Origin of the sequence: Trinickia terrae, assembly GCF_005144415.1 — a bacterium.
GTDB classification, from domain to species: domain Bacteria; phylum Pseudomonadota; class Gammaproteobacteria; order Burkholderiales; family Burkholderiaceae; genus Trinickia_A; species Trinickia_A terrae.
On sequence record NZ_SWJE01000001.1, the window covers coordinates 508558 to 520419 of the forward strand.

At 63.6% G+C, this 11862-nt stretch carries 11 protein-coding genes; 7 read left to right on the top strand and 4 right to left on the bottom strand.

Features of this window, described 5'->3' with window-relative positions; genetic code table 11:
* The first annotated feature begins 1 nt into the window (after position 1).
* Together ertE and FAZ69_RS02250 are read left to right on the top strand one after the other, a co-directional pair.
* The gene (ertE, locus tag FAZ69_RS02245) at positions 2 to 1273 is read left to right on the top strand and encodes an N-carbamyl-l-glutamate amidohydrolase ErtE (RefSeq protein WP_136892298.1); all 1272 of its coding nucleotides are present in this window, start codon (positions 2 to 4) and stop codon (positions 1271 to 1273) included.
* 96 nt (positions 1274 to 1369) lie between these two features.
* Positions 1370 to 2464 (top strand): AI-2E family transporter, encoded by a 1095-nt coding sequence (locus FAZ69_RS02250; protein ID WP_136892299.1) that lies wholly within the window; start codon positions 1370 to 1372, stop codon positions 2462 to 2464.
* A gap of 24 nt (positions 2465 to 2488) precedes the next feature.
* On the opposite strand, the gene FAZ69_RS02255 is transcribed toward FAZ69_RS02250, so the two are convergent.
* Positions 2489 to 3343: an alpha/beta hydrolase gene (locus FAZ69_RS02255; RefSeq protein ID WP_136892300.1), complete on the bottom strand. Its 855-nt coding sequence runs from the start codon at positions 3341 to 3343 to the stop codon at positions 2489 to 2491.
* Positions 3344 to 3472: 129 nt separating this feature from the next.
* On the bottom strand, positions 3473 to 4564 hold the full coding sequence (locus FAZ69_RS02260; protein WP_136892301.1) for an OpgC domain-containing protein: 1092 nt from the start codon (positions 4562 to 4564) through the stop codon (positions 3473 to 3475).
* Positions 4565 to 5018: 454 nt separating this feature from the next.
* Here FAZ69_RS02260 and FAZ69_RS02265 point away from each other — a divergent pair, with 454 nt between their 5' ends.
* The 3 genes from FAZ69_RS02265 (at position 5019) to FAZ69_RS02275 (ending at position 7437) form a co-directional block, all read left to right on the top strand.
* Positions 5019 to 5255 (top strand): TonB family protein, encoded by a 237-nt coding sequence (locus tag FAZ69_RS02265; protein WP_136892302.1) that lies wholly within the window; start codon positions 5019 to 5021, stop codon positions 5253 to 5255.
* Positions 5256 to 5466: 211 nt separating this feature from the next.
* Positions 5467 to 5889, top strand: a complete 423-nt coding sequence (locus FAZ69_RS02270; RefSeq protein ID WP_136892507.1) for a hypothetical protein — start codon at positions 5467 to 5469, stop codon at positions 5887 to 5889.
* A gap of 390 nt (positions 5890 to 6279) precedes the next feature.
* Positions 6280 to 7437 carry a porin gene (locus FAZ69_RS02275; RefSeq protein WP_136892303.1) on the top strand — a complete coding sequence of 386 codons (1158 nt, stop codon included), beginning with the start codon at positions 6280 to 6282 and terminating at the stop codon, positions 7435 to 7437.
* A 187-nt stretch (positions 7438 to 7624) separates the two neighbouring features.
* Here the strand turns inward: FAZ69_RS02275 and FAZ69_RS02280 are convergent, their stop codons facing one another.
* Entirely contained in the window at positions 7625 to 8524 is a 900-nt protein-coding gene (locus FAZ69_RS02280; RefSeq protein ID WP_136892304.1) for a LysR family transcriptional regulator, read from the bottom strand.
* A 268-nt stretch (positions 8525 to 8792) separates the two neighbouring features.
* On the opposite strand from FAZ69_RS02280, the gene FAZ69_RS02285 reads away from it, so the two are divergent.
* Positions 8793 to 9812 (top strand): aldo/keto reductase, encoded by a 1020-nt coding sequence (locus FAZ69_RS02285; protein WP_136892305.1) that lies wholly within the window; start codon positions 8793 to 8795, stop codon positions 9810 to 9812.
* Between the two features lie 40 nt (positions 9813 to 9852).
* On the opposite strand, the gene FAZ69_RS02290 is transcribed toward FAZ69_RS02285, so the two are convergent.
* A complete protein-coding gene (locus tag FAZ69_RS02290) occupies positions 9853 to 10500 on the bottom strand; it encodes a GntR family transcriptional regulator (protein WP_255451492.1) in 648 nt (215 codons plus the stop codon).
* A gap of 353 nt (positions 10501 to 10853) precedes the next feature.
* Here FAZ69_RS02290 and FAZ69_RS02295 point away from each other — a divergent pair, with 353 nt between their 5' ends.
* Entirely contained in the window at positions 10854 to 11603 is a 750-nt protein-coding gene (locus tag FAZ69_RS02295) for a hypothetical protein (protein ID WP_136892307.1), read from the top strand.
* Positions 11604 to 11862 lie beyond the last annotated feature (259 nt).

Below are 11862 nucleotides of genomic sequence, written 5' to 3' on the forward strand. Positions count from 1 at the left end.
CATGACCGCTATCCCGTTTCCCCCGCTCAACGCCGAGCGGCTCAATGCGCGTGCCGAACGGCTGGCCCGCTTCACGCTGCCCGACGTGCCGTGGACCCGCCGTGCCTTCTCGCCGCTGTTCACCGAAGCGCGCGCGTGGCTTGCCGAGGAGTTTGCCGCGGCCGGCCTTGCGGTGACGCAGGACGCGGGCGGCAACCTGATCGGCCGGCGCGCCGGCTCGGGGCGCTGCGCCAAGCCGATCGTCACCGGCTCGCACTGCGACACCGTGGTCGGCGGCGGGCGCTTCGACGGCATCATTGGCGTGCTGGCCGGCATCGAGGTTGCCCACGCGCTGAACGAGCAGGGCATCACGCTCGACCATCCGCTGGAAGTGATCGACTTTCTGTCGGAAGAGCCGAGCGACTACGGCATTTCGTGTGTCGGCAGCCGTGCTTTCTCGGGCGTGCTCGACGCGGGCATGCTCGCGTCGAAGAACGCGGCGGGCGAAACGCTCGGCGAAGCGGTGCGGCGCATCGGCGGCGACCCCGGCGCGCTGACCCGGCCGCTGCGCGAGCCGGGCAGCACCGCAGCGTTCGTCGAACTGCATATCGAGCAAGGGCCGGTGCTGGAGGCGCGCGGACTGCCAATCGGCGTGGTCACGAACATCGTCGGCATTCGCCGGGTGCTGATCACGGTGACGGGGCAGCCGGATCACGCCGGCACGACACCGATGGATATTCGCCGCGATGCGCTGGTCGGCGCTGCGCGGCTGATCGAAGGCGCGTACCGGATGGCGTCCACGCTGAACGGTGCGCCGCACTACGTGGTGGCCACGATCGGCCGCATCGCGATGACACCGAACGTGCCCAACGCGGTGCCGGGCCAGGTCGAGCTGATGCTGGAAGTGCGCAGCGACAGCGACGCGATACTCGATCGCTTCCCGGAAGACCTGATGGCATCAGCCGCCGCGGATCTGGAGGCGTTGCGCGTATCGGCGAGCGCCGCGCACGTGAGCCGTGCGAAACCGACCGACTGCCAGCCGCTCGTGATGGACGCCGTCGAACGTGCGGCGGGCCAGCTCGGCTACGCGAACATGCGGCTGCCGAGCGGCGCGGGACACGATGCGGTGTATGTCGCGGCGACCGGCCCGATCGGGATGATCTTCATTCCATGCCTGAACGGACGCAGCCACTGTCCGGAAGAGTGGATCGAGCCGCAGCAGCTGCTCGACGGCACGCGCGTGCTGTATCAGACGATCGTCGAACTCGATCGGGAGCTGGCCAAGGCCATTTGACGCAATCCTTTAAGATGTCGTGCATTGACCACTTGACTATTTCGCAGCGTGCCGCCCAACGGTTGTTCACGCAACGAAAGCGCCGACATCACCGCCATGCCACAAGACAATTCTCCCGAGCAAGAAACGGACGGCGCCCTGGAGAGCGTCCCCTCAACGGACAGGAAGCCCCAGCACATCGCCGCAGCGGTGCTCTACGCGGCGCTCGTCCTGCTCGCGCTCTGGGTGATGCGCGATTTCATCCCGGCCGTTGCCTGGGCCGGGGTGATCGCGATCGCGCTGTGGCCGCTCTTGACGCGTCTCGAAGCGCGCTCGGGTTCGCACAAGCGCACGACCCTCGTCGCCATCGCCCTGACCGCGGCAGTGGGCCTGCTCATCGTACTGCCGTTCGTGCTCGTGTTCGCGCAGGCCGTCAGCGAAATGCACGATTTCATCGCGTGGCTCAGAGAGGCCGAAGCGACCGGCATCCCGGTGCCGGACTTCGTCGCGCATCTGCCGTTCGGCTCAGCGCAAGTGGCCTCGTGGTGGCAGGACAATCTCGCGCTGCCGCTGCACGGCTCGCCCGCGATGAAGGCGCTGCACGGCGACGCGGTTGTCACCATCGGAAGGCGCTTCGGCACGCTCGCGGCGCATGGCCTTGTCGTGTTCTCCTTCACGCTCGTCACGCTGTTCGTGATGTTCCAGGCGGGCCCGCGCTTGAGCTGCAACCTGCTCAAGGGCACGCGCCGCGCGTTCGGCTCCCACGGCGCGCTGCTCGCCGTGCGGATGGCGGCCGCCGTGCGCTCGACTGTCAGCGGTCTCGTCGTGGTCGGTCTGGGGGAGGGCGCGTTCCTCGGCATCGCCTACCTCGTGAGCGGCGTACCCCACGCCGCGGTGCTTGGCCTGCTGACGGCGATCGCGGCGATGCTGCCCTTTTGCGCGCCGCTCGTCTTTTGCGGCGCGGCGCTTTGGCTCTTCGCGCAGGGGGCGGCAGCGGGGGCGATCGGCGTGGCGGTGTTCGGCTTTATCGTGGTGTTCATCGCCGAGCATTTCGTGCGGCCGCTCTTGATCGGCGGATCGACGCGCCTGCCGTTTCTGCTGGTGCTGTTCGGCATCCTCGGCGGCGCGCAGACGTTCGGCTTCCTCGGGCTCTTCATCGGTCCGGCGCTGATGACCGTGCTGACGGTGCTGTGGAGCGAGTGGGTCAGATAGGCGCGGCGCCGCGCCTTTGCCCCCTTACTTGGCGCCGCCCTTCACGCATTCGAGCGAGTACTTGAGCCCGGGCGCGATCAGCCCGCGCCAGACATCCCACGTATGCGCGCCGTCGACTATCCGCAATGCCGCCGGATTGTTCGCTTGGCGCAGGTGCGTGTAGAGCGCGTCGGCTTCGGCCTGGATCACGAGGTCGTCGCCGCCGGCGGCGATGAAGAACGGCAGCCGCCAAGGCTTGCTGAAATACCCGCTCCACAGCGTCGGATAGTTGAGTTCGTGCCAGACATGCGGATCGAATTGCCGCTCGCCGAATACGCCGACATAGCGCGCCGCCGAAGTGAGCGGCGGCACGTCCGCATAGATGGCCGGACTCAGCAGCATCGCCGAGCAGAACTGGTCGGGCTTGAGCAGCGCATAGCGCAGCGCGCCGAAGCCGCCCATCGACACTCCGCCGATCACCCGTCCGCCGCGCTGGTTCGACACCCAATAGCGCGCTTCGATTTCCGGCAGCAGATCGTCGAAGAACGCGGTCTGCATGCGCTCCTTGCGGTCGACGTACCAATCGGTGCCGGCCTGCGGCATCACGATCACGACGGGCGGGATCTCCTTGCGTTCGATCAGCTGGTCGGCGGTGGCCTGCAACTGGCCTTGCGTGATCCAGTCGTTCGCGTCGCCGTGATTGCCGTGCAGCAGATAGAGCACCGGATAGCGTGGACCCTCGTCGCGATAGCCGGTCGGCAGATAGACGGTGTATGACCAGTCGCGCTCGAGCGCCTCGGAATGGAAGGTGCGCGCCGCAACGGTGCTCGCGAACGAAGGCGCTGGCGCTGCCGCTGCCGCGCAAATGAGCGCGGCGAAGAAATAGAGGAGTGTGCGCATGAGCGTCGATGGGGAAATCGGCCCCGGGCGAAGTGCCCAGAGGTTCAATGTTAACAGCAGCACGGAGCTGTCATCGGCGCGATGCGGCGCGCGTGAACAGCCCGGACGGCGCCGCGTACGAGCGGCGGCTCAGCTCGTCTTGACGGCCAGCACGCGCACGAGCGGCCCGTAGACTTTGGCGACCGCGAGCAGCGCGCCGATCGCGATAGCGTCGGCGGCGAGGCCGAGCGGCACGTCGAGCAGGCCGTCGGTCATCGTGTACAGCGCGGAGTCGACGATCAGCGAAATGCCCGTGCCGGCGATGAAGCACAGCAGCCCTTTGCGGCCCACGATGCCGATCCACGGCAGCCATTCGGCGGTCTTCCCGACCCAGCCGATGCGGATCATGTCCGCCACGAGCCAGGCGATCGCCAGGAAATTCACGACGCGCAGCCATTCGAGGTTCTGCTTGAACTCGGGGCGCAGCGCCGCTTCGACGCCGACGAGCTTCGCGAAGCACAGCGCCGCGATGATGACGAACGCCGCGCCGCTGACGAGCGGCCCGAAGTGCGACGTGCTCACGCGCTGATAGACGGGCTGGCAGCGTGCGAGCACGCCGAGCAAGAACATCAGTTGCCAGGCGAACGGGTTGAAGTCCCAGTGCATGTCGTCGGCGGCCGGCAGGTAGGGGATCGCGTGGCTCGCGGCGGCCCATAGCGCAACGCTGCCGGCGGCGAGCAGCCACGGTTTCTTGCGCGCGAGCGGCAGGGCAAGCGGCACGGCCAGCGCGAAGAACGCGTACATCGGCAGCACGGACGCCAGATAGGGCTGCCGGCGCAGCAGCAGGATGTCGATGAGGCTCTGGAACGGCGTGCTTGTGAGGCTGTCGAGATCGGCGTACGCGAGGTTGGGCGCTTCATCCATGCCCAACGCGACGAAGGCCGCGCTGATCACGAGCATCAGGCCTGCGGTCACGAGAAACGCGCGGTAGATCTCGAGCGCGCGCCGCATGAAGCGCAGGCGGGCGGCGGTTTCGTCGCGCTTTGCGGCGAGCGAGAGATAGGCGGTAGCCGTTGCATAGCCGCCGAGAAAGACGAAGACCTCGGCCGCGTCGCAGAACGCGTAGCTGTGCAGCGTGAAGCGCGACAGGATGCTGCCGCCGATGTGGTCGACGACGATGACGAGGAGCACGAGTCCGCGCAGGAAGTCCAGTTCGACGAGGCGTTGCGATTTCTTCTGCATGGTTTTAACGGTCTGGCCCGGTGGCCCGCCCGATGGGCAGGGCCTGGCGTCAGGCTGGGAATGGGGGTTGCAGGGGCGGCGCCCGATCGAAACGGATGGCGCCAGGCCGGCGAGGCAGACGCGTGGATCGGCTGCAAGACACAGTCTTGACGGACCCGCCAGGCCCGAAATGGTTTCGACTGTCATTACAAAAATCTTTCGAGATTATTGCCGAAATTTACGCTGCACTGCGGCAAACGCGGCATCGTGAGGCGAATACCGGGAACGGGCTTGTTGTATATCAAGATGGATACGTTATATCGCCTCGGAAGGTGGCGGTGTGAGAGGGCGGGGGTGCAATCGCGCCGCCGCAGCAGCGCGCGTCTGCGCGTACGACAAGAGCCTCGAGAAATTTCCCACTTCGCAGAACAACAAAAGATGAACCACCGCAGACTCATATCCGCTTTCGCAGCCGTTGCCCGAGTTGCCCGACGATTTGCGCGAGGATGCCTATCGCGCGGAAGCCGTCGCCCGCTTCAGCGTCCACGCAGACGGCAGCACCGAAGTCGAATTGCTGAAGGCGACGCAGAACCCGCGCCTCAACCAGGTTTTGCTCCAGGCGTTGCACCGCTGGCGCTTCTTTCCGGCGATGCGGGACGGCCGCCCGGTCGACAGCCATCTGGACGTGCGCGTGCATTTCAACGTGAGCTGATCGCGAGGCGGCGCTCGCCGTACTCGCCGCGCGATATATACATATCCGCAAAGGGTTGCTTTTTCGCCGGCCCGGGCGGGTACTTCGATTGCTGTCAGCAAAGCGCGGAAAACATCGGTAAAGTGCGGGCCTTGGCCGACTCCCTTGTCTTCAGGCACCGGTGTGCGGAGTCCGGATGGCTCCGTTCTGCTTGCATCCTGCGGTTATTAAAATGAAAGGCGTTTTATCTGCGGTCTTCTTCGCTTTATTGCCTGTCATCTGCTCCGCAGCCGACCTCGATGAGCAGCTGAAGTGCGGCGTCTCCGCACACGAGTTCATCGGCTCGCTGGAGCAGCAACAGCTGATCGATCCGGCCCCGACACGCGTCGAGCCGAACTCGATCAACGCGTTCCGGCCAGCGAGCGGCGCGACGCTCACGGCATACGGATTTCACGTGTTTGCGATAGTCGGATATCAAAAGAATGACCCGCTGTTCCGCACCGGGGATGGCAAGCCCATTAGCGATTCGGCGTACGGCGCGGTCGTATTCGGCTGGCTGGACAGCGTGCGGGCGGCGGTGACGGCGGCGCATAGCACGGCGGTCGTGCACAAGGTCGCGCCGCATATCACGGCGATATTCTGCAATCAGGATTGATTGATGCGGGTTAATTAACGAGTACGTCCAAAAGGCCGGCGTTTGTTGTTAATACGCCGGTTTTAATCGACGCACTGCTATGCATTTCGCGTTGTTGTATGGCTTGATCTTCCCTTCTTCGTCTTTGGGGCTGGATTTATAGGGTTATCACTTATTGTCTTGGCCTTTGGGTTGACCAGTGCTGTGTCAATCCGTCTGATTGATGCGGCTTTAGTTGGCAATTCGCAACGGTTCAGTGCAAAAGCACGCACCAGAATGGACTCGGGGATTTCATCGTGCAAACATCTCCTCCGTGTTGCATGAACTTACCGCAACCGAACACTAGAGGCTCCGCCTAAAATAAGTAGATTGAAAAAATTTTCAACAAGTCAAAAAGCTTTGGAGATTTTGATGAAAAAACACGTCATCTCGCTTGCAGTGCTGTCCGCATTCGCAGCGCCGGTTTTCGCACAGAGCAGCGTCACGCTGTATGGCGTGATCGATGAGGGCCTGAACTATACGAACAACGTGGGCGGCAGCCACGTTTGGGAGCTGCAAAGCGGCTTTGCGCAAGGCAGCCGCTGGGGCTTGAAGGGGTCGGAAGATCTGGGTGGCGGCCTGAAGGCGGTTTTCCAGTTGGAAAACGGCTTTGATGTGAACACCGGCAAGCTGAACCAGGGTGGTCGCATGTTCGGCCGTCAAGCCTATGTGGGTCTCGCGCAAGATCAATACGGTACGGTAACGTTGGGCCGCCAGTACGACTCGCTCGTTGACTTCCTGGCACAGACGACGGCGAACGGTAACTGGGCCGGTTACATGTTCTCGCACCCGTACGACAACGACAACACGGATAACTCGTTCCGCGTCAACAACACCGTCAAGTACACGAGCCCGGATATCGCGGGCTTCCAATTCGGCGGCACCTATAGCTTCAGCAACAGCACGAACTTCGCGAACAATCGTCAGTACAGCATCGGTGGCCAATATGCAAACGGCGGCCTGCTGGTGGCTGCCGCGTATTTGCAAGCCAACAATCCGGGCGTTGACAACGGCAACGGACCCAGCGGTGGCGCAATCTCGCCGAACGATGCGGACTTCATCTCCAACAAACTGCGTGTCTTTGGCGGCGGTATCAACTATACTTTCGGTCCCGCTACCGCAGGTTTCGTGTACACCAACACGTACATCGGCAATCCGACCGGTTTTGAGGATAACGCCACCACCACCGGGCTTCCTGCGGGCCTGAACTCGCTGCGCTTCCAGAACTTCGAAATCAACGGCAAGTACCAACTCACGCCGGCATTCTTCGTAGGGGCAGAGTACGTCTATACGCTGGCGAAGGCCAACACGTCCGGCGGCAGTGCGAAGCCGAAGTACCACACCGTAGGCCTGATGGCAGATTACAACTTGTCGAAGCGTACGGACTTCTACGTCCAGGGTGCGTACCAGCACGCGCAGAGCGCCAATACGGGCACGTTCTTGGATAACGCACTCATCGTGAGTGCGGATGAGAACTCGTCGACGGCGAATCAAGTTTCGGTTCGTGTCGCAATCCGTCACAAGTTCTAACCTGACGCGACAACGCGCGGCGCCTGGCGCGCCGCGCGAGTTTTTAACAAGTCGATGTGCTGGCAGCTGCGTTCTCGTTGCTGCGGGTCTTCGATCTGCGCCGTTTGTCGGCGATTTGGCTCATCCCAGCTTGGCTCGGATGAGCCTTTTGCTTTTTGGGCGTCCGTTTTTCCAGGCAGAGCCGCGCTCAGCCGTGCGCCTCCTTGATGAGTTGCGCGACCCAATCGATGAAGATCCGCACCCGCGGCGCCAGATGCCTGCTGTGCGGAAACACGACCGATACCGGCAGCGGCGCGGCTTTCCATTCAGGGAGCACTTCCACCAGTTGCCCTGAGGCAAGCAGTTCGTTGATGTTGTCGCGCGGCACCTGAATCATTCCGAGCCCGGCGAGGCAACTGCCAAGATAGGCATGCGCGCTGTTGACCGAAATCAGGCTGCGCATCTTCACAAAGCGCATCTCGCCGTCTTCCTCGTATTCCCAGTCCAGATCGCGCCCCGTCCGGTTCGAAAAGAAACCGACTGCGACGTGCTGAGGCAAGTCGTCGGGCGTGCTTGGCATGCCGTACCGCTGGACATACAGCGGTGACGCGCAGTTGACCTGCTCGAACATGCCGATGCGCCGCGCGACGAGCGTCGTGTCGCTGAGCACGCCCACGCGCACCGCGCAGTCGACGCCATCGTCGATCAAGTCGATGATCCGGTCCGATGCGCTCAGCACGACGCGGATGTCGGGATACTTCGCAAAGAAATCGGGTAGCGCCGGGATCACCGTATGCAGCGCCAGCCGCTCGGGAAGGTCGACGCGGATCGCACCGCGCGGGCCCGCCGTGGCGTCGGAGAACAGGGATTCGGCGTCGTCGATGTCGGCGAGCACCTGCACGCAGCGCGCGTAGTAGGCGCTGCCTTCGTGCGTGAGGGAGACGCGGCGCGTCGTGCGCTGCAGGAGGCGCACGCGCAAATGCTCCTCGAGATACTGGATCGCGTTGCTCACGCTAGGGCGCGGCAGCTGCATTTGCTCGGCGGCCTTCGTGAAGCTGCCCAGCTGCGCGACGCGCGCAAATACTCTCATCGCTTGCAAGTGGTCCATACGCGCATAATTTCCTTCAAGGCGTTGATTTCCTCAGCGGCTGCCTGCTCGTGGGCCGCCGATTGGTAACGCCGCTCGAATAAATTGATCGAGCGCAGCGGATTTATCGGGATGCGCCCGCTCGGCAGAATGCTCTTCAAGCGCGGTGCGGCATGTCAGTCGCGACAGTCCCGGCGACTGGCGGCACCGGCCCCTCTCAACCGCAAGCTTTGCATGAGATCAGAGTAAGGCGCTGAAGCGCCAACTCTGATCGACAGGAGCGATTCGCATGAACACGAGACGTCTTGGCCGCAATGGTCCGCAGGTATCCGCTATTGGTCTCGGCTGCATGGGCATGTCCGATCTGTACGGTCCCGCCGATCAGAACGAAAGCATAGCAACGATTCACGCCGCGCTCGACGCCGGCATCACGCTGCTCGACACCGGCGATTTCTACGGCATGGGCGCGAACGAAATGTTGATTCGCGATGCGCTGCGCGGCCATGAGCGCGAGAAGGTGCAGATCAGCGTGAAGTTCGGCGCGCTGCGCGATCCCGCCGGCGCGTGGCTTGGCTACGACAGCCGTCCGGCCGCGATCCGCAACTTCCTGGCCTATACGCTGCGCCGGCTCGGCACGGACTACATCGACGTCTACCGGCCCGCGCGGCTCGACCCGGGCGTGCCGGTCGAGGACACGATCGGAGCGATCGCGGATCTCGTCAAGGCAGGCTATGTGCGGCAGATCGGGCTTTCGGAAGTGGGTGCCGAGACGATCCGCCGCGCGCATGCGGTCGCGCCGATCGCGGATCTGCAGATCGAGTATTCGCTGATGTCGCGCGGCATCGAGGCCGACATTCTGCCGGCTTGCCGCGAGCTCGGCATCGGCGTAACGGCCTATGGGGTGCTGTCGCGCGGCCTCTTGAGCGGGCAGTGGTCGAAAGAGCGCTCGGTGCAGCGCGATTTTCGCGGCGCCAGCCCGCGCTTTTCCGGTGAGAACCTCGAGCGCAATCTCGCGCTGGTCGAGGCGCTGCGCGCGATTGCCGATGAGCGCAATAGCAACCCGGCGCAGGTCGCGATCGCCTGGGCGCTGTCGCGCGGCGACGACATCGTGCCGCTCGTCGGTGCGCGGCGCCGTACGCAGTTGACCGACGCGATCGCGGCGACCCATTTGCGCCTGTCGGCCGACGATCTTGCTCGCATCGAGGCCGCGATTCCTGCCGATGCCGTGGCGGGCGAGCGTTATCCGCAAGCGCAGATGGATCACCTCGACAGCGAGCGTGGCTCGGGCCATTCGCCGGCTTCGCACTAAGGCGCTGTGCAGGAAGCGAAGCAGCGAGGCGCCGCGCTCGTCACGCAGCGGGTTCGGCATCACCCCGCAGCGTGACGAGCACCGCTTGCTTTTTCTCGTCGAGATGCTGCCGCATCAGCTTCGCCATCCGCGGGCCGTCGCGCGCTTCGAGCGCTTCGATCATTTGTCCGTGTTCGGCCACGGCGCGCGCCCATTTCTGCGCGTCGTGATTGGAGCGGAAGCGCAGCCCCTCCACGCGCCGGTTCAGCGCCAGATAGGTTTGACGCAGCACGTCATTGCCCGCGAGCAGGTTGATGCGGTCGTGGATGGTGCGGTTGTACTCGTAGTAGCCGGACAGGTCGCCGCGTGAATAGCAGGCCAGCATCGAATAGTGCAGCGCCTTGAGCTCATTCAAATCGGTAATCGTGCTCTTTGCGCATGCCAGTTCCCCGGCAAAACTCTCGAGGCAGCCGAGCAGGTCGAACGTCTCGCAGATGTCCTTAGCGCTCATGACCGCCACGACAGCGCCCCGATTCGGCTGATGGTCGATCAGGCCTTCGGCGGCGAGCACCTTCAACGCTTCGCGCAACGGCGTGCGAGAGACGCCGAGCACGGCACACAAATCCCGTTCATTGAGCCGGGCGCCCGGCGCCAGGGCGCCTTCCACGATCATCTTGCGCAGCGCATTGGCGACCGTTTCGTGCAGCACCGGACGGGCGACCGCGAATCCGCCTCGGCCTGGCTTGGCGGCCTCTGATTCAACATCGTCAGATTTGGTATGCAATATACCAGTTGCCATATTATGGATACCCACGCCAGAAACCAGGAAACCCAGTCATGATAGGGTGACTAAGGCAATGCGTCCATATATCGAACGGCTACGGGAAGAATTTGCGTTTCGCAAACTGACTGGATATGGTATACCAAATACCAAATTTGGTACCGCAGAACGGATGAAACTGAATTTCCGTCCAACGTCTATCATTCTTATCCCGGCCGCATCCGCCGGGCGGCGCGCAATGCGCGCCGGAATCCTACGCAGGCAAGGAGACACCTCATACCATGGCCTCTATGCAAGCTCTCGCCGCGCGGCTCGTCGAGGCGCGCCGCACGCATACCTTGATCGACACGCTGCCGGATGACTTGCTGCCCGCCAGCACCGCCGATGCCTATCTCGCCCAGCAGCTGACGATCGCTCAACTCGGCGGCGGCGCCGGCTACAAGATCGGCGCGAAAACGCCAACCGACGATCCGCAGTGCGCGCCGCTGCCTGCCACCCGGGTGTTCGGCGCGAAAACCGGCGTGCGCCGCGCCGAGTACGCACGCGTGGGCCTCGAACTCGAGATCGCGTTCAGCTTCGCCACGGATATCGACAACAGCTTCGCTGAGCGCACCGACGACGTCCTCGATGCCATTGATTCGATGTCGGTCGTGGTCGAAGTGGTCGACAGCCGCTTCAAGACCTGGCCGCAAGTCGACAAGCTCGCACAGCTCGCCGATCTGCAGAACAACGGTGCGCTCGTGATCGGCGATACGAAGCGCTATGACCGGCGCTTCGATTTCGTCGCACCGAAAGTCAGTTTTCATTGCGGCGACCAGGAGATCTTCAGCGGCCAGGCGAGCAATCCCGCGGGCGATCCGCGGCGGCTCATCGTGTGGTTCGTGACGCGCGCCTTGCAGAACGTGCAGACCATCCCTGCCCGCACGCTGCTGACGACAGGCTCGTATACCGGCCTTTATCTGGCCGAAGGGCCGGATATCGTGCGGGGGACGATCGAGGGCATCGGCGGCATCGAGTTCGAGATCAGTTGACCGATCCATCGGTCGCTTATCGGGGAGATTCGCGGGCCGATTCCCGTTCCCATCACCGTGCGCGACGCGTCGCTTCGCGGGCTCGCCGCGCACGCGTAGCCGGTGTGGCAGAACGCCGCGCAGTAGCAGTAGGCCATCAAGTTTTTTAAGCAGCGGCCGTAGACCATGGCATGTGGCGTCCGTTTAATTCGGACGCTGGCCACGCCTGTGCCATGTGTGCAGTGCGCGAGCAAAGAAAGAGGGTTGGCGGACACGCCGG